This is a genomic window from Exiguobacterium sp. R-17 (genome assembly GCF_049913315.1).
Taxonomy (GTDB): Bacteria; Bacillota; Bacilli; order Exiguobacteriales; family Exiguobacteriaceae; genus Exiguobacterium_A.
In genome coordinates this window covers 1,709,468-1,731,678 of sequence record NZ_CP184372.1, presented here as the reverse complement: position 1 = coordinate 1,731,678, position 22,211 = coordinate 1,709,468, and the positions used below count along the sequence as shown (strand labels likewise).

Below are 22,211 nucleotides of genomic sequence, written 5' to 3'. Positions count from 1 at the left end.
AAGGCAAACACCCCTATCCTTATGGAAGGGGTGTTTGTTCATGTTCGATGCGCTCAATCAGGATTTGATCGACGCGACGTCCGTCTAAGTCAACGACTTCAAATCGGTATGATCCAATCACGACAGCACTTCCACGCGTTGGTACATCACCTAACATATACAGGATTAAACCGGCAACTGTATGATAGGCGTTTAACTGTTCACCGGGTAAGTCATCTGTATAGCCGAGCGTTCGTTTTAAATCATCGATGTGCAATAATCCGTCCGCTAGGAACGAACCGTCTTTCCGCATGACGAGTTCCGGTTCTTCCTCGACGCTTGAAATCTCGCCGACGAATGCTTCGAGAATATCGAACAAGGTGATCATGCCAAGAAAACCACCGTACTCGTCTAAAACGAATGCAATCGATACAGTTTCCTTCCGCATCCGTTCAAGTAAAACGGTTGCTTTCAGTTGGCGGGGAACAATCAGTGGAGATTGAATTAATCGTTCAAGTTCTTTGACAGGATGTTCCGTTGATAGTATTTCTTTTGCATCGATGAATCCGACAAAATGATCCAAATCCCCGTGACCGACCGGTAAGTTTCGGTGTCGCGCTTGTCGGAGCTCTTGTAAGATCGTGTCGGGTTCATCAGCTAAGTCAATCCACTCCGTAACCGTTCTGGGCTCCATCAGTTCATATGCATATAAATCATGAAAATCAAAGACACGAGAAACTTGCTCAGCTTCTGAACGATTAAATGTTCCCTCTTTCGTGCCACGAATTAGTAATTGCCGGACTTCGTCTTCCGTCTCGTCTTTCGTCTGCAATCGATCGAGACCAATCAAGCGGAAGATGGAACTCGTCGATTTACTCAAAACCCAGATGAATGGTCGAAGAACGATCGAGAAGAAGCGCATCGGTGGGGCGAGCCACATCGTAACTCGTTCTGGACTGACAAGAGCAACACGTTTAGGAACGAGTTCACCGATGACGAGCGAAATATAGGTGATGATTGTCACGACAAGAATATAACCAATTGTACTGGCATAAGGAGCGATCCATCCGAATTGTGCGAGCCAATTGATGACAGGACCGGAGAGCGCGGCACCACCGAATGCACCATTGACGATTCCAATTAACGTGATGCCGACTTGAACAGTCGATAACAGGTCAGTCGGTCGATCCAGCAACTCTAATGCGACATGGGCTGATTTTTTACCATCATCCATTGCTTTTTCTAATTTCGATCGTTTGGAAGAGAGCAAAGCAAGTTCGGTCATCGCAAATATACCGTTTGCCAGAATCAATAATAAAACAATTATTAAATTTATTAACCACATGAAATCTTCACTCCTTTTCGATAATAAACTATTCCCCAAAACTGTCTCCCTCATTCCCATTCTGCGAGCTTTCCGGTAAACTAGAAGAGAAGTAATCAAAAGGGGGAATTTGTTTATGGAATACCGTGTAGAACGTGACACGATGGGGGAAATTCGTGTACCGGAAGCGCAGGAGTGGGGCGCACAAACACAACGTAGTCTAGAAAACTTTAAGATCGGAACGGAAAAAATGCCGATTGAAGTCATTCGTGCCTTTGCAGTCCTGAAAAAAGGAGCGGCGCTTGCGAACCGCGACTTAGGTGTGCTTGAGACAGAAAAAGCTGGTGCCATTGCTGAAGTATGTGACGAAATCATCGCGGGGAAATTCGATGATGAGTTTCCGCTTGTCGTTTGGCAAACGGGTTCAGGTACTCAGTCTAATATGAACGTCAATGAAGTGATCGCTCGGGTCGCGACACGCAAATTAAAGGAACAAGGCAGTGAAACGACGATTCATCCGAATGATGATGTCAATAAATCACAAAGTTCAAATGATACATATCCAACAGCGATGCATTTAGCGGCAAAAACAGTCTTATTGGAATCACTTTTCCCAGCTATCGATGCGCTGCATGCGACCCTTGATGAAAAAGCAAAGGCTTTTGCGGATATCGTTAAAATCGGACGAACACACTTGCAAGATGCTACACCAATCACACTTGGTCAAGAAATCAGCGGCTGGGTCCGGATGCTTGCGCTTTCGAAGCAAATGATCGAACGGACGCTTGATCCATTAACGGAACTAGCAATCGGCGGTACGGCAGTTGGTACGGGGATTAATGCGCATCCTGAGTTTGGTGATTTGGCAGCGAAGAAGATGAGTGAAGAGACGGGTTATGAATTCACGAGTGCGGAAAACAAATTCCACGCTTTAACAAGCCACGATCAACTCGTCTTCACACATGGTGCTGTCAAAGCACTAGCGATGGACGCGATGAAGATTGCAAATGACGTCCGCTGGCTTGCATCTGGTCCACGAGCAGGAATCGGTGAAATCACGATTCCAGAAAATGAACCAGGGAGCTCAATCATGCCAGGAAAAGTCAATCCGACTCAAAGTGAGGCATTGACGATGGTCGCTGCGCAAGTCCTCGGAAATGACGCAACGATTGGTTTTGCTGCAAGTCAAGGTAACTTTGAACTAAACGTCTTCAAGCCGGTCATCATGTATAACTTTATTCAATCCGTTCGTTTACTTACAGACGCCTTGCATTCGTTCAATGACCATTGTGCGATCGGCATTGAACCTGAGCGGTCCGTCATCGCTGAGAACGTCGAACGGTCACTGATGCTCGTAACAGCGCTCAATCCGCATATCGGATATGAGAATGCGGCAAAAATTGCGAAAGCGGCGCATCAGTCAGGGTCGACATTAAAAGAAGCGGCACTTGCGACAGGATTGCTAACAGAAGAACAATATGATCAATGGATTGTACCAGCAGACATGGTTCGTCCGAACTTAAAAGCATGAGTTGAAAAAGCGGGGGATATTCCCTCGCTTTCTCTTTATCCGAGAAATGTTATTCGGATCTATAGAAAGAGAGGGAATTGCATGGAGCAAAATCGAAAGCGGGCAGAAAAACAATTACAGCAAACGATCAACATGGTAGAGACATTACTTCGGATGCCGGCTGTACCACGATCAGAATTGCTTGCATTGGCGAGCTGGATAGAAGGACTCGGCAGAGAGGAACTCTTTAAGGGACTCGCCGATCAAGTAAGCCATGAAAAAATTACTTGGGAACGAGTAGACGTTGTCATTGATCAGTCAAGCGTCAAAGAATTATTGCAACCTATCGTCGATCAGTTATCAGAGCGCTCACGTGCTAACCGGATCCGAAAGCAATTAGTCGTCACTGTGACAAAACGTTTTCTTGAGAATATCAAATGGAAAAAGTCACTGGAACAAGCGCGCTATATGTCACGTTTTTTTAGCTCGGTAGAAGATACCTTATCAATGTCACACGACATTACGATGGACGCCGTCATCATCGATTATGCATGTATCACTGATTCAGTGGAAGTGTTCAAAAAGCTCATGAAGCAGATGGAATCCGCATTCGTTCCGATCATCATCGTCGGTCCGAGCCAATCAGAAGTCCGACAAAGTAGTTATGAGATGGGGGCCGATGATTATTGGGATGAAACCGTGAGGAATGAAGAACGTCATGTCCGCCTTGCGCGACTTTTACGAAAACTGAGAGTTGTATCGTCAACAATTTTGGTCGATGAATTGACAGGGGCTTATAATCGGAAATACCTTCAGAATGCATTTGATCGTCGCACAGCACGTTTAGAACGTGAACAACGAACATTTGGATTAGCGATTTTTGATCTTGATCACTTCAAACGAATCAATGACTTACATGGACATCCGACAGGAGACTTAGTCCTATCCGAACTAGCGACCGTCGTTCAACAAGCGGCTCGTCTCGACGATGAGTTCATTCGTTTCGGTGGTGAGGAATTCATTTTACTGTTTTCAGCAGAAACATTGCCTCAAGCAATCGCTAATATGAATAAAATACATGAACGTATCGAACGACATGTTTTTGCGAATGGATTAAAAATTACTGTTTCGATTGGTCTATCCTTTTTATTTGATATACATACGACGCTTGCTCAAGCGACGGCGGAGGCAGATGAAGCGTTATATCAAGCAAAACGTAATGGACGTAACCAAGTCCTTTCCTACTCTACTTCAATATCGATTGAAAAATTATCTGTGTCTATCCGTGTCGAGGAAAGATTGCTTAAACAAGTCCGTCAGTTGGATCTACCCGATCATCCCAAATACCACTTCGAAGTGGTTCCATTAGACGATCAGCAGACAACACAACTACAACTGGCGATTCTTTCGCTTGATCAATTAGCGATCGAGAACTTTCTGCGACTAGAAGAATGGAGAAAACAACGAGATTCAATCATTGATGTTTTGGTCGTGACAGAACAAGAAGATGATCGTCTTGCAGAAGCCTTATCTCGAGGTGCTACCGATTATGTGATGGTAACTCATGTAGATCAAGAAGTGGAAGAATGGATCACAGAGTGGATTATGCAAATACCGTAAAAAAACCAGCCTTTTCCTTCCGCTATTCGGATGGAAGAGGCTGGTTTTATAATGATCGATCATATTGACGAATGACAAAGGAGTAATCATTTCCTTCTACTGCATCATAATGCGTTTCAGACGTGATTTGAAAAGTAGACGGGATCTCGGGGTAATAGACATCTCCCTCAAGCGTCGCATCAATTTCTGTTACATAGATGCGCCGTACGAGAGGAAGCGTTTGAGCAAATAATTCTCCTCCACCAATCAAAAAGACTTCTTCCTCTGAATCAACATATGGGTGTAAGGTAGATAAATCATGCCAAATTGTCACGCCATCTACTACATAATTTTGATCACGCGTGATGACGATGTTCTCTCGACCAGGTAACGGGCGTCCAATTGATTCGAACGTCTTTCTCCCCATGATGATCGGTTTACCAAGCGTCGTACGCTTAAAGTGTGCTAAATCAGATGGAAGGTGCCACGGCATGGCATTATCGCGTCCGATGACATGATTTTTCGTGTACGCTACGATGTGTGTAATCATACAGCCACTACACCTTTAATATGCGGATCAGGATCATATCCTTCGATGATGATATCTTCGAAGCGGAAGTCTTCAATACGATCGACTGTTCGAGCGAAGCGCAGCGTCGGTAATTTTTTAGGGGTACGTGTCAACTGAAGATTGACTTGTTCCACATGGTTCGAATAGATGTGGGCATCTCCGAGCGTATGGACGAAGTCACCGACTTCGAGTCCACACACATGAGCAATCATATGTGTCAGTAAGGCATAGGATGCAATATTGAACGGTACGCCTAAAAAGACGTCGGCAGAACGTTGATACAGCTGACAGGACAGTTTTCCGTCAGCGACATAAAATTGGAACAAGAGATGACATGGAGGTAACGCCATCTCATCGACTTGTCCAGGATTCCAAGCGCTGACGATCAAACGACGGGAATCCGGATTCGTCTTGATTTGTTCGATGACTTGTGCGAGTTGATCGACCGTTGTTCCATCAGGACGTGGAAAAGAACGCCATTGTGCCCCATACACAGGTCCTAAATCCCCATTCTCATCTGCCCATTCGTTCCAAATGCGCACTCCGTTTTCCTGCAAGTAACGAATATTCGTATCACCCGAAATAAACCAGATCAACTCATGGATGATCGACTTCATATGTAGCTTTTTCGTCGTAATAAGCGGAAAGCCATCTTGAAGGGAGAAGCGCATTTGGTGACCAAACACGCTCAGCGTTCCCGTTCCTGTCCGGTCTTCCTTTTTTGTTCCGTGTTCCAAAATGTGTTCGCAAAGTGCATGATATTGTTCCATCGGATGACAGCTCCTTTTAAAAAAATCCAATTTCCATTGTACCATAAACCATCACGATTTTGAGGAAGCTGGCAGATGTCTTGTGAACAGATAGCGGAATAGACCAAAAAGAGGAATGCCGTCTTGCCATTGCAATGATTGTTCATTTCGAAGACGAATGCGTCGTAATAAATAAACCTGAAGAATATAAAACAGTAATAAATCGACTGTCATCGTTCGAACAAATTGATTCGTCTCGAAATAAATACGGAAAATATTCCAATCGGCACGTGCGAGGGCAAGCCAAAGCAATAATGTCGTCACGACACTCAGTAAAGCGACGACAGTTGGAATCCAACCTCGACGCTGAAACGGTAAAAAGGTTTTCCTTGGAATAGCGAGTGCGACATAGGGCATTAAAACGAATGCACCTAAGAAGAACGACCCTATGCTTGCAACGAGCGGTCCTGGTCGCATGAATCGTTTTTCATCTAAAAATAATAAAAAGAAAGCAAATGGATAAATACCAAGTAAAGCAAACAAACTTAATGCGGAAGTATCAAATTGACTTTGATCGAAACGTAAAAATGAAATTAAGAAACCTTCCGGAAAGACACGATTATTTCCAAATAACAAGATAAAGACAATGGCAATCGCCCAGACCAAGAAGAGCAAATACCGACGATACATTCGCCCACACTCCTTTCCCATACCGTTCTTTCCCATTATATTAGATGTGGTAAACGCCCCTATTTCATATTCCATGATATCAAATATGTAAAAGTTCTCACTTGAGCACCTCTTATGGACATGTTAAGATGACGTTGTGAGAATTGAAAGCGCTTTTACGAATTGATGCAATCGTTTGCTCAATATGTAGCACGACAGGTACATAAAAGAGGAGAGTGTAGAAGATGGAACGTAAATGGTGGCATGATAGTGTCGTTTATCAAATTTACCCTCGTAGTTACAAGGATTCAAATGGAGATGGAATCGGTGACTTAAACGGAATCGTTGAAAAATTGGATTATCTGAAGACCCTTGGCATCGACGTCATCTGGTTAAGTCCAGTCTATGATTCACCGAATGACGACAATGGATATGATATCCGAGATTATGAAGCCATCATGAAGGAATTCGGAACAATGGATGATTTTGATCGTCTTCTAGATGAAGCGCATGCACGAGATATCAAAATTGTCATGGATCTCGTCATCAATCATTCGTCGGATGAACATCGGTGGTTTGCGGAATCACGTCAAAGCAAGGACAATCCGTATCGGGATTATTACATGTGGCGTCCAGCAAATCCAGACGGTTCATTACCGAACAATTGGGGTTCGATTTTCTCTGGTCCTGCATGGGAATATGATGAGTCAACAAATGAGTATTACTTACATCTATTCTCGAAAAAACAGCCTGACTTGAATTGGGAAAATGAACAGATGCGTCAAGAGGTTTATGGGATGATCCGTCGTTGGTTAGATCGAGGAATCGATGGTTTCCGGATGGATGTCATCAACTTGATTTCAAAGACACCTGGATTACCCGATGCGACGGTCCATCCAGGAGCATTGTATGGAGATGGTGGAGAACACTATATCAATGGACCGCGTGTCCATGAATTTCTACATGAGATGAACGAAGCATCGTTTGGAAAGTACGATGTCCTGACAGTCGGTGAGATGCCGGGAGCAACAACAGATGATGCCATTCTTTACACGGATCCGGCACGTAAAGAGGTCAACATGGTCTTTACGTTCGAACATATGGATCTTGATTCAGGTCCGAACGGAAAATGGGATGTCATTCCGTTTGATTTGCTTAAACTCAAGCAAAATTTCACCAAATGGCAAACAGCGTTGCATGAAACAGGCTGGAACTCCCTCTATTGGAACAACCACGATCAACCTCGAGTCGTCAGTCGATTTGGTAATGATACGACGTATCGCGTCGAGTCAGCTAAAATGCTCGCTACGCTCTTACACCTTCTAAAAGGAACGCCATATATCTATCAAGGCGAAGAAATCGGAATGACGAATGTCGCGTTTGAAGACATTACGGACTATGAAGATATCGAAATTCGGAACATGTGGAAAGAACGTACGGCACAAGGAGCATCACCAGCGGAACTACTACGTTCCATCCATATTAAAGGACGCGACAATGCGCGGACACCGATGCAGTGGGATGCATCGGAAAATGCTGGTTTCTCGACGGGAACACCGTGGTTGAAGGTCAATCCGAATTATCCAGACATCAATGTGGAACAGGCGCTTGCCGATGAACAGTCCATCTTCTATTACTACCAGCAATTGATTCGACTACGACATGATCATGAACTCGTCGTATACGGTCGCTATGAACTCTTACTTGAAGATCATCCGGAAGTCTACGCGTATTCGCGGACGCTTGAAGGAGAAACGTGGTATATCTATTGTTCGTTTGCAGATCATGACATTCATGTACCGATTTCTCACGCGACAACGGATCGCGTGATTGGTAACTACGCTGACACCAATACATCGGATGGCTTGACATTACGGCCATATGAATCTGTCGTTTTCCGAACATTTGACGCTTAAATTTTCTGATTAAAAAATGGCATTGCCCTTACAAATGTAGGGCGATGCCATTTTAGTCTTTATGAAGTGACCGTTCTAATTGCACGATCTGTTTCACTTGTGAAATAATTTTTTCGCGATCAGTTATTGTCGAATTAAGATGGATACCGTACAACCGCTCAGGACCAGAAGGCTTCTCATGCAATAAAAATCCATCGATGCAGAGCGGCTCGTGCCCTTCGATTAACGAGAACTCAACAACGATTTTCATTGATTTTTGAAGAGGCAGTTTTAATGCAGTAGTGATTGCGATTCCATTTGGTGAGATGTTATGAATCTTCATCAAGCCTTTTGGTGTCCGTTGCTCATTTTTCAGCAAATAAAACTCGCCCGTTACGGGTGTTTTCAATGTATAGCGAAACGGTTCATTACGTTTAATCTTCATCTAGGCACCTCCATTCCCATTATCCGACAATTCGCAAAACTCTTCTAGTCTTTTTTATCAGGCTGCAGCATCTGTTGATCGTTTCGTCGGATGGATGCGCTTTGCTAAATACATGAATGGTGTCGCGAACCAGGCGACGACGAATTTTGCGAGATATGTCGTAATGAAGATTTGCCACCAAATAGAGAATGGCATATCGTGAAAGGCGATCGCACAAAATGTCAACGTATCGAGCAATTGGCTTAATACAGTTGATCCTGTCGTCCGTAACCAAAGTTTTCGTTCGCCTGTCTTTTGACGAATCTTCGAATAAATGAAGACATCAAACAATTGCGACACGAGATAAGCGGCAAGACTACCTACAGCAATCCATGGCAGGAGTCCGAATAGTAGATGTAAAGAATCAGATGTTTCGAGTGCTGCTTTATCGGCGAGTGGGGTATACAAGAGACTGAATTGCATGAGGACGGTCGTCGTGATCAAGGAAAAGAAACCCATATAGACACCTTTTCGAGCGACCTGTTTGCCATATTTCTCATTGAGAATATCCGTCGCTAAATAACAACTGCCATAAACGACATTTCCTAACGTGAAGACGAAACCAAAAATATCGACGGTTTGTGTGACTTGAATGTTTGCAATGATTGTTGCGATGGCAATCCACATCAACAATCCGGTCTTTCCAAATAGATAATAACTGAAAATCAATAATCCCATCGTTAATAAAATGGAAGGGATCCATAACCATTCGTTCATGAGGTAGACTCCTTTCTGTTCATACAGATGAAAATTGTACGCTGAAATTCATCAACTGTCAAAGGTGATGAAGCGATAAGGGCATTAAAAAAGACCATGAGTTTCATGGTCTTTCGGACGGTCTTTAGCCCATTCGTTGCAGAGAGTACCGACGACGTCTTCCTTTGACGTAATAGTTCTCAATCGACGTAAAATCATTCGCTTCCAAAATGCGTTTTGCAAACGAAGCGTGTGGTGATTGTTCAAGGACACGCGCGCGTACTTCGTGACGATCTAGTACCCCGGAATACGTCAATGCTTCAGCAACTGCTTGAGTAGCTAGACCCCGACGCGTATAGGGATCAAACACCATGAAGTCGAGTTGGAAGTAATGACCCATTTTTAAGAGCAGAACCCGCCCCACGATCGTATCTGCTTCAACGATATCAAAGTAATAATCTTCAGGATAACTGTGCTCGACGGAATCAAAAGCCCGCTCTTCTCCAAGCTCATGGTCATACCCTTTGATTTCTTGCGGAGTCAGTCCATATGCTTGCTCGCCATACTTCAAGAAATGATCGTACTCAGCTTGATCGACATGACGTAATGTTCGACGTCTTAATTCCATCACAAAATCCTCCCTCATCCCAATTGATGCTTCGTTTACATTATAGCGATACCCTCCGTGCAATTGCAAAAATTAACTGGAATCGATCCGCAGGAAGAAATCTAAAAAAAGTCATTCTGTAATCATCTTGTGATTGTTTTAATTACCTCGGAATATGGTAAAGTAATGATGTAGACAACTGCATACTGGAAGGGGCTGGAAAACGTGTTCACAGAACGTGACGGAATCAAATTGCGTCTAGAGCAAATCGAACGATTGTATTCGGACTTGAATCGTGAAGCGAAACAATTGACGGAACGCTTACGCCAATTAGATGAACAAGGGGATGAAGTTCAACATGATCTTTCCCTTAATAAAGAAGACCGCGATCATTTGAAGTCAAGCATCGATGAAACGCTTCAGGCACTCATGAAGCGGACGACGGTCGATGCAAAAGTCGAACAGGAAAAGCAAGAAGACCTGATTTCGAAAAAAGCATTGATTGAAGATATCGAAGGATTATTGAAGAAAAAGAAATAAGCTAGCTCCGGCTAGCTTATTTTTTTATGGGGGAAATAAGTATGAAACCAACCATTGGACTGACGACATGTCTTCGTCCGACTGACGACGTGCATCATCGTGTGAAGCAGTTGTTAGCGGATGAGACGATACATTTTATCTATGTCGTGCGTCAGAAAAAAAGCATAGAACACTTGCAACAGGAGACAGGATTACCGGTGCTTGTCGTCGATAAACAACGGCTTGATTTATATCCACTAGGTGAGACCACATCGTTCTTTTTCCATCCTTCGAGTGCGGTGTTTCGCATCAAACAAATTGATGCAGGAGGAGGCGATCCTCTCGTTACAATCGGACGCTTATCGGAAGGGATGCGTGTGCTTGACTGCACACTTGGTCTTGGAGCAGATGCCATCGTCATGAGTCATGCCATCGGAGAGCGGGGGCGGATCATCGGGTTAGAAAGCCGGGTTGAGACAGCATTTGTCGTCAAGAATGGATTAAAACGGTGGGAAGAATCTTACGAACCGATCAATCAAGCGATGCGACGAATCGAAGTGAAAGTCAAACACCATTTAGCCTTTTTGAAAGAATGTCCGGATAATTTTTTTGATGTCATCTACTTTGATCCTATGTTCGAACAGACCGTCGAAGAATCGACGCATCTCGATGCTTTACGAACGCTTGCGAATTATGAAGCCTTATCCGAGGAAGCGATGGTGGAGGCGAAGCGTGTGGCACGTCAGCGCATCGTGTTAAAAGCACATTATGAGAGTCCCTTGTTTGAACGGTTTGGGTTTGAACGAACTAAGCGAAAGACGTCGAAGTTGCATTATGGCGTGATTGAACTGTAAGTCAAAAAAAGACCTCTGCCGATGTTTCGGCAGAGGTCTTACTTGTTATTTGCTGATTATTGAACAGCGTCTTTTAATTCGTCTTCCATCTCTTCAAACGTTTCCTGAACGGCATTGACCGGTTGTTTCGTCATCAAGCTGACGACGACCGTAAAGATCAAGCTTGTGAAGAATCCAGGTACCATTTCATAAAGCGTCGTACTAAGTCCGAGTTGAACCCAGATGATGACAGTCAAGGCACCTGAGATAATACCAGCTAGTGCACCTTGTTTCGTCATCCGTTTCCAATAAAGAGAAAGCAAGATGATCGGACCAAAGGCAGAACCGAATCCAGCCCATGCATAACCGACGAGTGCAAGAATCGTCGCTGACGGATTCCACGCGAGAATACTTGCGATGACGGCAACGACAAGAACGGCAATTCGACCTGTCAGGACGAGTTCTTTATCCGATGCGTCTTTTTTCAAGAACGTCTTATAAAAATCTTCTGTCAACGCACTTGAAGTAACGAGTAATTGTGATGAAATCGTCGACATGATCGCTGCAAGAATCGCAGCCATTAAGAATCCTGTGATATACGGGTGGAATAGTACATCCGAGAAACGGATAAAGACTGTTTCCGGATCACCGAGTCCATTGCCTTGTCCTTCGAAATAAGCGATCCCGACAAGACCAGTCATCATCGCACCGATGATAGAGACGAACATCCAACCGATCCCGATGCGACGGGCACTTTTTAAATCTTTAACAGAACGAATCGCCATAAAGCGGACGATGATGTGTGGTTGACCGAAGTAACCAAGTCCCCAAGCAAGGAATCCGATGATTCCAAGAACTGTTGTCCCTTTGAATGGGTCAAATAATGAAGGGTCTAATTTTTCAGCGTAATTGTACGCACCATCGATTCCGCCGACGTCGGTCAATGCGACGATCGGTACAAGAACGAGTGCGATGAACATGATACAGCCCTGGACGAAATCGGTCCAACTAACTGCGAGAAAACCGCCGAAAAGTGTATAGGCGATTACGACCGCAATCGTCAAGAGCATACCATAGTGGTAATCAAATCCAAATGAGCTGACGAACAATTTTCCGCCTGAGACGATTCCAGCTGATGTGTAGAACGTGAAGAAGATGATGATAACGAGTGCTGATACGGTACGAAGCACGCGTGATTTGTCTTCAAAGCGATTCTCTAAGAAATCAGGGATCGTAATTGAGTCGTTTGCCATTTCCGTATAGAGACGGAAACGTGGTGCGAGTACGATATAGTTTACGTAACATCCAATCAATAAACCAAGTGCGAGCCAAAGGGCTGAAACACCTGTTGCATACATGGCGCCGGGAAGTCCCATGAGCATCCATCCACTCATATCTGATGCACCAGCAGAGAGTGCTGTGACACCTGGACCGAGATCGCGTCCGCCTAACATGTAATCTTCTGTATTCGTCGTTCGCTTGTAGGCAAAATAACCGATTGCCAACATGAGAACAAGATACAGGATGATCGAAATCCATTCTTGCGTCATAAAGTTAAATCCTCCAAATGCAATAGTTTTTTCAGCGATCAAGCATGTATTGACTTGTTCGCCAAATGATATGTTACCCACCTTACAGGGGATAAAACGACTTTGCAAGTCACTTCATTTTCATGAAAAGTGCCGCTACGCCTAGTGCCTTAAGGGATTGGGACGGTTTTAGTCCCTATTAAAGTTCTACTAATCAAAATATTCCGAATAATTCACTGTATTAAAAAATGACCTTAATGATTTAAGGTCATTCGAGTCAAATTAATTGCTCCAAAATCGTTCGTACGCAGCGCTTAAGCGGTCTAGAGCTTGATCGAGCTGTGCGCGAGGGCAACCGATATTTAAGCGTTCAAACGTTTCTCCATGGGAACCGAATGAAGAACCGTGTGTCAAAGCGAGTTTTGCTTCCTTAACGAGCCAATCGGCGCGCGTTTTGCTATCGAGATTAAGTGCTTTGAAATCAATCCACAACAAGAATGTAGATTCTGGAATGATGACATTTAATTTCGGCATTTCTTGACGAATACGACGGACGGCATGGTCACGATTGTCTTCCAAATAAACAAGGAGTTGCGCTAACCATTGCTCACTCGCATGATCTCCGTACGCCGCCGAAATAGCAGTTGAAGCCAATGCGTTTGGATGAACAAAATGACGTTGCTGGACACGCTCGATCCGTTGACGAATCGAAGTGTCTGGTACGACCAAATAAGACGCGTAAAGTCCAGGAATATTGAATGTTTTGGATGGTGCGCTGACCAAAATGATTTTTTCATAATCTAAGGCAAGAATTGGTGTGTGCAAAGAACCCTTATAGACGAGATCCGCATGAATTTCATCGGACACAAGGTAGACATCGTGTTGTTTCGCGAGTGCTACGATGCGCTGTAATTCCTCTTTAGGAAAGACTTTTCCGCTTGGATTATGAGGACTACACAGAATCATCATCTGCGCAGTCTGCATTTGTTGTTCGAGAAGCGAGAAATCCGTCCGGTACGTCTCTTCTTCTAAAAGAAGTGGATTCTCAACGATCTGCCGTTGGTTAGACTGGATGATCTGATGAAATGGTGGATAGACAGGTGTCTGGATGATGATTGAATCACCAGGTTCAGTTAGCGCTAGGACTGTATGGGCAAGTCCTGGAACTACACCGTTCGAATAAAGAATGGAATCGGTAGTGATCGTTACGTCATATCGCTTCAGAAACCAATGCTGAATCGCTTGTTTTGCTTCCTCTTCAAACATCGAGTAACCGAAATGACCTGTAGCAGCACGTCTTGTCAACCGTTCTGTGAGATGATGCGGTGGACGGACATCCATGTCGGCGACCCACATCGGAATCAGCTCATCGGATCCATAAAGTGAATGAAGTCCGTCCCATTTGACGGATCCTGTATTTCGTTTCTCAATCGTTTCATCGAAATTAATCTGTTCCATCAGACTTCACTTCCTATTCTTTTTAAGTTAAACTGCTCCATTTCACCATAGCGGATAAAGAGAGGAAGGAGCAAGTCGGAAAATAAAAGGTTTAACATTTATTCGATCAGGCAATTATTTAACTCGAACCTACCATAACAGAACGGAGTGATGATCATGTTACATTCTAAAGTAGTTGTCGGGCGAACGCCTGAAGAATTAGAAGAACGATTGAACGAATTTTTTGAGAACAATGGTGTTGGATCAAACGCCATCATTACGTTGAAGTTTTCAACATTCGTCGCGTCTAAAGCGGATGAACATTATTCGGTTTTAGTCGTCTATGATAATTCATTAACAAAAACGACACTGTAAAAAAGTAACAAGGAGTTGCGTGGAAATCACGTCGACTTCTTGTCTTGTCTTTTTTTATAAGTTATACTAGAAACAGATTTTACAAGCTTCCGTAGGTTAATGGCAGACCTCAGCAATGGTAATGCTGCAGTGCGAGTTCGATTCTCGCCGGAAGCATACACGCGTCTTTCGTCTCAAGTGATATATACTTGAAACGAAAGACTTTTTTTATGATGGATTCATCTTTGATTGAGGAGTGAACTTCATGCATCCAGTCATTCATTCTGTTGGCGATAAGATCAAGCAAGAACGAAAAAAACAAGGAATGACACAAAAAGCACTTTGTGAAGGAATTTGTAGTCAGGCTGAGATCAGCAAAATCGAAAATGGTCGAAATTCTCCGACGATTGATTTACTACAGCAAATTTGTCGAAGACTGCGCATTCCGATTTCATTGTTTTTTGAAGATGAAATCGTGTCACATAAGTTAAACGAAATTGATCAACGAATGATTCGTCATTTACGCGAAAAAACATATTCAGACATGGCAAAGGACTTAATATTATATGAAAAATCAAAAAACGCTGTCGAAACTCAAATTTTAATTCGTTATCATCAAGAATTACTTGAATATGAAAGAGGAAATGTTGATTTTCGGACCTGTATTGCGTCCTTGTTGCAAGTTGTCAGTGAGGAACGGGTGGAAGAAAAATCATTTTTACTTTATACACGAATTCAGATGGTGATAGCGGTACTTTATACGAACCATGAAGAATATAATCGTGCTCATCAAATCTACAAGGCATTATTAGAGTTGCCTTATCAAACGAGAGAATATAAAAAAATTCGAATGAAGATCATGTATAATTTCATTCGTAACTTAGTAGAGTTTGAACGATTCGAAGAAGGGTTGCAGAAAGTTGAGCAGGTAATTAAAGAAACGAAACAATTGCAAGATTTAACGTATCTTGGACAGTTTTATTTTCAAAAAGGCATTTTGTTAGAGGCATTAAAAGCATCGGAACGAGATACAACGGAAGCCTATACGACCGCCTATTCCTTTTTTATTGCGACTCAGAATCACTCTTATTTAAAAATCCTTGAAACGTATTTTTCTGAACATCTCTTATTTCCGCTTAATGAAAGTGAGTGAGTAAACGATGGAGATCACTGCATTAACTTCATCGATTGGTACAAAAATCAAACAACTGCGAATTGAGAAGCAGATGACACAAAATGAACTATGTGAAGATATTTGTAGCCAAGCTGAAATCAGTAAAATCGAAAACGGCTTAAATTCACCGACTGTCGATTTGTTGCAACAAATTGCCAAAAGGTTAAAGGTGCCCATTTCTTTATTATTTCAAGAACATACGGATGAAGAACAATTTTTTCAAATTGATCAATTCTTATCCGATTTGCTTCGAGAAGAGAAGTACGAAGAAGCAATGGAGCGAATTAATCAACAAGAAAAAAATATGATCACTGAAGTCGATATTTTAAAAAATTACATTAAAACGATCATTGATCTAAAACAAAATCGGATTGACTTTCGAACAGCTGCGAGCCTACTCAGTAACTTGTTGAATGAAAAAGAAGTGTGGTCGCACTCCATCCAATTGTTCATTCGAATCAAAATGGCAATTGCGAATATGTATTCAGAACAGGATCTATTTCATTTAACAGAATCCGTATACCAGGAATTAGAAAAAGAAATTGAAGCGCTCCAGTCGACTGCTCATCTGAATGCGCTACTGAAAATTTATTTTAATCATTGTCAGATTCTTGAATACCAAGAAAAGTCTGAGGATAGTATCGTCATCGCTAAGAAAGGATACGAACTATGTTTGATGCATAACCATACATTTTTATTTGGACATTTTTATTATCAACTCGCGCACTACCACGAACAATCGGGTGAAGATGAAATGTCACTTCAAAAACAGTATTCCATCGCATATGTGTTGTTCCATGCGTTTGAGCATGATGTTCGAAAACAGATGATTCTTCGCATGAAGGAAAAGTATATGTTATTTACTTTTGAGAAGTGATAAATAGGATGCGTAACCTTCTTGCCAAACAAGAAGGTTTTTTTATTAAAAGTGCAATCAAATGAGTAGTGAGAGGTGATAATATGAAAAACGTACATCCAATTGGGGAGACACTGAAATTTTATCGACGTTTGAACAACGTATCACAAAAAGACATTAGTACAGGGATCTGTAGTCAGGCTGAAATTAGTAAAATTGAAAACGGTAAGGTGATGCCGACCGTTGAATTATTACAGCAACTTGCTATAAAACTTTGTGTTCCTATGTCCGAACTCGTTAAAGATGGTGCTGAACATCGTTTGGAACAAGCTCGTATTCTTGACCAAGCACTTCGTAAGTTAGTACGAGAAAATAAATTTGATAAATGCCTTCGTGTAATGAAACAAGTCTCATCCAGTCGATCTTCTGACGAAGTAAGGCGAATAATGAGATACTATGAAATCGTGATCGCCTACCGGCAACAGCACGTTGATTATCGAACGACCTCAGTCTTATTTGCACGATTGATCGATCAAGAAGGTTTACAGGTGCAGGATCCGATTCTTTACTTTCGAGTCAAGATGGCACTATCCATTTTATATGCGGAGTGCGAACAGTATCAACAAGCAGAAAAAATATATACTGACGTATTACAGTTCACGACAGAAATTAGCGGTTTAAAAGAAGAACGACTTAAGATTCTTTATAATTATGCGAAATTATTATATAAAGTCAATCAGCCAGAAAAGGGACTTCGTATCATCGAGGAAGGGATACTGCTCAGTCGAAAATTGAAACAGACATCCTATTTAGCGCACTTCTATTATCAACGTGGTGAATTTCATGAGCGAATGGGTGTAGATATCTTGCAGACGAAACATGATTATACGATGGCCTACGAATTATTCTCTGCCTTTCAGATGAAACAATATGCTGACATCGTTCTAGAGGTGAAACGTTCTTTTTTGCAGTCTATACCTGAATGAGGTCATTGCTTAACAAACGAGAAAAGAGGAGAAACGTTGCGTATTGAATCATTTGGTAAACAGATCAAACAACTACGGATCGAGAGGAAGTTGACACAAAAAGAATTAGCGAAGGATGTATGCAGTCAAGCTGAATTAAGTAAGATTGAAAATGGGAAAACTATACCAACAATTGATCTTGTTCAGCGTTTGTCTCAAAAGTTACATATTTCAATGGATCAGATTTTCATCGATTCAAATGAAGTAAAACTATTTCAGCGCTATGAGGTACAACTAGCGGACTTTTCTAGACAACGTCGTTATGATGAAATGCTTGATTTCATGAGATGTTTACCAACTAGTCTTCCTCCTTCCGTTCAGTTATTGATTCGTTATTTTGAATGGGTCGCTCGCGAAGGGAAAAAAGATATCGATTATCGAACATGTATCTCACAGTTGCTTCGGTTATCGGATGAACAACAAATGGAAACAGAGTACCCTGTTCTTTATTTACGTATCCGGATGTCTGTTGCAAACTATTATTATTTAAACAGTCAGTATCCGTACGCAAGAAAAATTTATCAAGAATTACTAACCTATGATTACTCGACGGATACGCTGAAAAAGTTACAATGTAAAATTTTATATAATCATGCGCAACAGCTCTATTTTCAAAATGATTTTCTAACAGGGTTAGAGATTACTGAAAAAGGAATCGCCTTATCCGTTGAGCGAAAAGATACAGCGATGTTAGGACACTTCTTTTATCAAAAGGGATGTTTCTATGAAGAATTGAGTTACGCAGAACGTGATATTCGTGACGCGTTTACCTACGCTTATTCTCTTTTTACTGCTTTTGGTAATGAAAATCATGCCGCGCTAGTATTAAAAGGAAAAAACCAGTTTCTCTACTTTCAAATGTAATCATGGAAGTAAAAGAAAGGAGTATAATTTGAATCATTTACCCGTCTCCATTGGCTATGAAATCAAGCGACTTCGAAAAGAAAAAAAGATCACACAAGCAGAATTATGTGAAGGCATCTGTAGCCAAGCTGAAATTAGTAAAGTCGAAAACGGTAAAAATTCACCTACCATTGATTTACTCCAACAAGTGGCAAAACGGCTGAAAGTACCATTATCGATGTTGTTTCAAGATCATTTACGAAGTGATGTCTTTCAATCATATGATGAACAATTAGCGGACTTGTTACGTACTAATCAATATGTAGATGCTCTGAAATTGAGCGAACACGTACTGTCTACAACTGAATATGAACAGGTACGTAATTTAGCAAGATATTATCAAGTCATCGTGCAGGAAAGAAGTGGTCAAATTCATTACTTAAAAGCTGTTCAATCGCTCGAACGGTTACTAAATAAAGAACAACTCTGGTTTGAATCAGCTACCTTGTATCTACGGATTCAGATGGGGATGGCGAATCTGTATGTCGAACACGGTGACTTTGAATTAGCGGATGATCTTTTTCAGAATTTGATTCAAGCAAAATACGAAACGATCGAATTAAAAAAAGTTCGAATCAAGATTTTATATAATTATGGACAACAACTTTCACTGCAAAAAAAATACCTTGCCGGTCTAAAAATCACCGAACAAGGTATTCAGGAGAGTCTTCAGTTGGAAGACGGTCATTTCTTAGGTCACTTTTACTTTCAAAGGGGGTACTTTAAGCAGCAATTAAATGGTGATCTCTCAGATATCCAGCGTGATTTTACGATGGCCTATTCTTTATTTTGTGCATTTGATATGCCGATTCATGAAAAACGTCTTCTGGAAGAATATGCAGAGTATGTTCTATTCCCAATTTAAAACGAACGACCGAATTGTCGGCACTCTTGAAGCGCTTGTTCGATCAATTCAGATGCACGATCGGGGTATTGCTGATGTCCTTCTAAGATGACAGTTGATACATCATTGATCCCAAAGAATGCTAACAAGTCTAACATATAGCGAACCGCGTGTTCACTTGGGGCTTTCTCTTTTGTCGAGTAATCACCACCGCGTGAATGAATCAACAGCACTTGTTTGTCTTCAACAAGTCCGATCGAACCTTCGGCTGTATAACGAAATGTTTGACCAGCCTGGGCGAGATAATCCATGTAATTGTGAAGCGGTGCCGGAACCGTTAAGTTCCACATCGGAAATGAAAAGACAACTTTATCGGCATCTAAGAATCCGTTTAGATATTCTTGAAGCCGTTGTGCATGAGTCGCATCATCTCCAGTTAATTCTTCCCCTTTAAATAGCCGCCCTGCCGCGTTCGCAAGTTTTAGATCAAAGAAGGGAAGACGTTCTTCGAATAAATTCAAAACCGTAATTTTGTCCTCAGGATGATTTTCACGATAAGCATTCAGAAAGGCATCGTTTAATTCAGAACTAATGCCTTTTTTTTGATGTGTGCTATCGTTTGCTTCGATGAATAGTAAATGAGACATAGTGATCGCTCCTTTCTATACCTATCTATTCCCATTTTGCTTAAAATCATGACTTCCCATTATTTTATTATTTTTAGAAAATTCAAGTTTTATTTTGGTTCTGATAAGGAAAATAAACGACAGGAACTTGAAAGAGGGGATGGCGGTGAACACACAACGACGTTCTTCCAATAGTCAGCAATATCATCGAGAAATTCGGGCAAATTATCAATTGTTCGGGATGATCATTTTTATTTTGACGAGTTGTGGTGCCGTTTTATATATCGTTGCCAATACATTTAGTAGTTATGGTTTGAAAGGGGAGGATTGGATACGTGCACTTGTCATTGCGAGTGCTGGGAGTGTTCAATACTTCATCGGTAAAAGTACATTGTCAGACCGACTAAAGCCACATATGATGTCTAGCGTTTTTTTATTGATTCCATATATTTATCATCCATTCATCGGTAGGGGAGTCCAGACAGTTTGGGCATGTGCCCTTCTATTCATATTAGCTTCCTTAGTCGTCATCAACCGAACGATGCTACTGTACGCAACAAGCATCACGACGGTTTCTCTTCTTTATATTTGGTATCAAACTCCATCACTTGAAAACACTTCGATGTTTGTATCCGATCACATCGCGCGTATTGGACTTATCTTGATTGCGACGATCATTAGTTTACTGATCCATAATCAATATGTTACCCGTCTTGAACGAAATATTGAATACTTAGCCCGTTTACAGGAACAAGCATTTACGGATCCCGTGACAGGTTTACCAAACCGCTCTTCGTTTGTCATTGAAGTAGATAAGAAAAAACAAGATGGCGATATGATTTGTCTCGTGGATTTGGATGATTTTAAAACAGTAAATGATGCATTCGGTTACCGAACTGGTGACCGTTCATTACACATCATTGGTCGACGATTGATGAATCGTTTTTCAGATTGTACGATTGCGAAAGCGAGCGGTAGTGCTTTTTTACTGCATGCGCCTTATCATCATGATGCACGAGTCCTCTGTGACGATATTTTATCAAGTGTATCAGAACGGGTACAAATTGACTTTAAGCAAATCAATGTTACTGCGAGTATTGGTGTTTCCTATATTAATGATGAATCGACGGACCATGTCATCAATGACGCGGAGATTGCATTATTTACAGCCAAAGCAAATCGAAAGAACACGTATGCGATCACAGACTTAGCAACACAAAATGAACGGAAGCGAGCACTCCAGTTAACGCGCGATTTATATGATGCAGAATTGGATCGAGACTTCTTTATTTTATTTCAACCTCAAGTCAATGCGAGAACGCGTCAAATTACAGGTGTAGAGGCTTTAATTCGTTGGAATCATCCGGAATACGGTCTTGTTCCACCAGTTGAGTTCATTCCACTCGCGGAAAGAACACGATTTATTGAGACATTAGGGCGATGGGTCATGCGTCAAGCCTGTCTTCAAGGAAAAGCTTGGTTGGAGGAAGGGAAGGAACCTCTGACGATTTCGGTTAATGTTTCACCGTGGGAATTACGACAAGCTGATTTTACGAATCGAGTGCTCACTATATTAAAGCAAACAGGTTTTCCTCCATCACTACTTGAAATCGAGATGACAGAACATATCTTTATCGAAGGAACCGAGCAAATTATCGAAACATTAAACGCACTCCATTTGTATGGCGTTCGAATCGCTCTTGATGATTTTGGAACTGGATTCTCATCCATGCAACCACTCGTGGAACTACCGTTCGATCAATTGAAAATTCCAAAAGAAATCGTTCAAGAAGCGATTCATTCTGAAAGGAAACGAGCAATGATCGAGACGATCATTCAATTAGGAAAACGATTAAATATGACAATCGTAGCAGAAGGAATCGAACTTGAAGAAGAGGCAACATTGCTCGAACAGATGGGTTGTCATACGTTGCAAGGATATCTATTCTTTCGACCGCTACAGCCGCAACAATTAGAACATTTTTTAGCCATGTATCGAGAAGGCTAAACAGATATCAAACAATTGAA

Annotated in this window: 22 protein-coding genes and 1 tRNA gene; 13 read left to right on the top strand and 10 right to left on the bottom strand. The window is 41.8% G+C overall.

Annotation, left to right across the window (positions count from 1 at the left end; translation table 11 throughout):
- Positions 1 to 19: 19 nt before the first annotated feature.
- Positions 20 to 1,324, bottom strand: a complete 1,305-nt coding sequence (locus tag ACN9MT_RS09320) for a hemolysin family protein (RefSeq protein WP_035407316.1) — start codon at positions 1,322 to 1,324, stop codon at positions 20 to 22.
- Between the two features lie 115 nt (positions 1,325 to 1,439).
- Here ACN9MT_RS09320 and fumC point away from each other — a divergent pair, with 115 nt between their 5' ends.
- The gene (fumC, locus tag ACN9MT_RS09315; RefSeq protein ID WP_426272120.1) at positions 1,440 to 2,834 is read left to right on the top strand and encodes a class II fumarate hydratase; all 1,395 of its coding nucleotides are present in this window, start codon (positions 1,440 to 1,442) and stop codon (positions 2,832 to 2,834) included.
- Between the two features lie 81 nt (positions 2,835 to 2,915).
- Positions 2,916 to 4,433, top strand: coding sequence for a diguanylate cyclase (locus ACN9MT_RS09310; protein WP_426272119.1), 1,518 nt, complete (start codon positions 2,916 to 2,918; stop codon positions 4,431 to 4,433).
- 46 nt (positions 4,434 to 4,479) lie between these two features.
- Here ACN9MT_RS09310 and ACN9MT_RS09305 read toward each other — a convergent pair whose 3' ends face one another.
- Genes ACN9MT_RS09305 through ACN9MT_RS09295 form a run of 3 tightly spaced genes read right to left on the bottom strand, consistent with a single transcriptional unit; the run spans position 4,480 to position 6,422 of the window.
- Positions 4,480 to 4,962, bottom strand: a complete 483-nt coding sequence (locus ACN9MT_RS09305; RefSeq protein WP_290775028.1) for a dihydrofolate reductase — start codon at positions 4,960 to 4,962, stop codon at positions 4,480 to 4,482.
- Positions 4,959 to 5,753 carry a thymidylate synthase gene (locus tag ACN9MT_RS09300; RefSeq protein WP_029341960.1) on the bottom strand — a complete coding sequence of 265 codons (795 nt, stop codon included), beginning with the start codon at positions 5,751 to 5,753 and terminating at the stop codon, positions 4,959 to 4,961. Before ACN9MT_RS09300 ends, ACN9MT_RS09305 begins: the two co-directional genes overlap by 4 nt.
- A gap of 51 nt (positions 5,754 to 5,804) precedes the next feature.
- A complete protein-coding gene (locus tag ACN9MT_RS09295) occupies positions 5,805 to 6,422 on the bottom strand; it encodes a hypothetical protein (protein WP_290786570.1) in 618 nt (205 codons plus the stop codon).
- Positions 6,423 to 6,646: 224 nt separating this feature from the next.
- Here ACN9MT_RS09295 and ACN9MT_RS09290 point away from each other — a divergent pair, with 224 nt between their 5' ends.
- Positions 6,647 to 8,317, top strand: a complete 1,671-nt coding sequence (locus ACN9MT_RS09290) for a glycoside hydrolase family 13 protein (RefSeq protein WP_056062112.1) — start codon at positions 6,647 to 6,649, stop codon at positions 8,315 to 8,317.
- 52 nt (positions 8,318 to 8,369) lie between these two features.
- On the opposite strand, the gene ACN9MT_RS09285 is transcribed toward ACN9MT_RS09290, so the two are convergent.
- The 3 genes from ACN9MT_RS09285 to ACN9MT_RS09275 all read right to left on the bottom strand — a co-directional run bounded on the left by ACN9MT_RS09285 (position 8,370) and on the right by ACN9MT_RS09275 (position 10,104).
- Positions 8,370 to 8,741, bottom strand: a complete 372-nt coding sequence (locus tag ACN9MT_RS09285; RefSeq protein WP_035407335.1) for a PilZ domain-containing protein — start codon at positions 8,739 to 8,741, stop codon at positions 8,370 to 8,372.
- A gap of 57 nt (positions 8,742 to 8,798) precedes the next feature.
- Positions 8,799 to 9,497: a queuosine precursor transporter gene (locus tag ACN9MT_RS09280; protein ID WP_035407338.1), complete on the bottom strand. Its 699-nt coding sequence runs from the start codon at positions 9,495 to 9,497 to the stop codon at positions 8,799 to 8,801.
- Positions 9,498 to 9,621: 124 nt separating this feature from the next.
- Positions 9,622 to 10,104, bottom strand: coding sequence for a GNAT family N-acetyltransferase (locus ACN9MT_RS09275; RefSeq protein WP_426272118.1), 483 nt, complete (start codon positions 10,102 to 10,104; stop codon positions 9,622 to 9,624).
- Between the two features lie 204 nt (positions 10,105 to 10,308).
- Between ACN9MT_RS09275 and ACN9MT_RS09270 the strand changes: the two genes are divergently transcribed.
- Together ACN9MT_RS09270 and ACN9MT_RS09265 are read left to right on the top strand one after the other, a co-directional pair.
- Positions 10,309 to 10,623, top strand: a complete 315-nt coding sequence (locus ACN9MT_RS09270) for a hypothetical protein (protein WP_023468579.1) — start codon at positions 10,309 to 10,311, stop codon at positions 10,621 to 10,623.
- A 41-nt stretch (positions 10,624 to 10,664) separates the two neighbouring features.
- Positions 10,665 to 11,456, top strand: coding sequence for a class I SAM-dependent methyltransferase (locus ACN9MT_RS09265; RefSeq protein ID WP_426272117.1), 792 nt, complete (start codon positions 10,665 to 10,667; stop codon positions 11,454 to 11,456).
- 56 nt (positions 11,457 to 11,512) lie between these two features.
- Here ACN9MT_RS09265 and putP read toward each other — a convergent pair whose 3' ends face one another.
- Both putP and ACN9MT_RS09255 read right to left on the bottom strand, forming a co-directional pair.
- Positions 11,513 to 12,985, bottom strand: a complete 1,473-nt coding sequence (putP, locus tag ACN9MT_RS09260; protein ID WP_035396955.1) for a sodium/proline symporter PutP — start codon at positions 12,983 to 12,985, stop codon at positions 11,513 to 11,515.
- A gap of 261 nt (positions 12,986 to 13,246) precedes the next feature.
- A complete protein-coding gene (locus ACN9MT_RS09255; RefSeq protein WP_426272116.1) occupies positions 13,247 to 14,422 on the bottom strand; it encodes a MalY/PatB family protein in 1,176 nt (391 codons plus the stop codon).
- A gap of 156 nt (positions 14,423 to 14,578) precedes the next feature.
- Here ACN9MT_RS09255 and ACN9MT_RS09250 point away from each other — a divergent pair, with 156 nt between their 5' ends.
- The 7 genes from ACN9MT_RS09250 (at position 14,579) to ACN9MT_RS09220 (ending at position 19,578) form a co-directional block, all read left to right on the top strand.
- On the top strand, positions 14,579 to 14,776 hold the full coding sequence (locus tag ACN9MT_RS09250) for a hypothetical protein (RefSeq protein WP_035407347.1): 198 nt from the start codon (positions 14,579 to 14,581) through the stop codon (positions 14,774 to 14,776).
- A gap of 85 nt (positions 14,777 to 14,861) precedes the next feature.
- Positions 14,862 to 14,932, top strand: a tRNA-Thr gene (locus tag ACN9MT_RS09245).
- Positions 14,933 to 15,020: 88 nt separating this feature from the next.
- A complete protein-coding gene (locus tag ACN9MT_RS09240; protein WP_308101706.1) occupies positions 15,021 to 15,908 on the top strand; it encodes a helix-turn-helix domain-containing protein in 888 nt (295 codons plus the stop codon).
- A 7-nt stretch (positions 15,909 to 15,915) separates the two neighbouring features.
- Positions 15,916 to 16,806 carry a helix-turn-helix domain-containing protein gene (locus ACN9MT_RS09235; protein WP_426272115.1) on the top strand — a complete coding sequence of 297 codons (891 nt, stop codon included), beginning with the start codon at positions 15,916 to 15,918 and terminating at the stop codon, positions 16,804 to 16,806.
- 83 nt (positions 16,807 to 16,889) lie between these two features.
- Entirely contained in the window at positions 16,890 to 17,771 is an 882-nt protein-coding gene (locus ACN9MT_RS09230; RefSeq protein WP_426272114.1) for a helix-turn-helix domain-containing protein, read from the top strand.
- A 36-nt stretch (positions 17,772 to 17,807) separates the two neighbouring features.
- Entirely contained in the window at positions 17,808 to 18,674 is an 867-nt protein-coding gene (locus ACN9MT_RS09225; RefSeq protein WP_426272113.1) for a helix-turn-helix domain-containing protein, read from the top strand.
- A gap of 28 nt (positions 18,675 to 18,702) precedes the next feature.
- A complete protein-coding gene (locus ACN9MT_RS09220; protein WP_035407359.1) occupies positions 18,703 to 19,578 on the top strand; it encodes a helix-turn-helix domain-containing protein in 876 nt (291 codons plus the stop codon).
- On the opposite strand, the gene ACN9MT_RS09215 is transcribed toward ACN9MT_RS09220, so the two are convergent.
- The gene (locus tag ACN9MT_RS09215; RefSeq protein ID WP_056062089.1) at positions 19,575 to 20,204 is read right to left on the bottom strand and encodes an FMN-dependent NADH-azoreductase; all 630 of its coding nucleotides are present in this window, start codon (positions 20,202 to 20,204) and stop codon (positions 19,575 to 19,577) included. The two genes, ACN9MT_RS09220 and ACN9MT_RS09215, sit on opposite strands and share 4 nt — an antisense overlap.
- A 145-nt stretch (positions 20,205 to 20,349) precedes the next feature.
- Between ACN9MT_RS09215 and ACN9MT_RS09210 the strand changes: the two genes are divergently transcribed.
- A complete protein-coding gene (locus tag ACN9MT_RS09210) occupies positions 20,350 to 22,191 on the top strand; it encodes a putative bifunctional diguanylate cyclase/phosphodiesterase (protein WP_426272112.1) in 1,842 nt (613 codons plus the stop codon).
- The last annotated feature ends 20 nt before the right edge of the window (positions 22,192 to 22,211 follow it).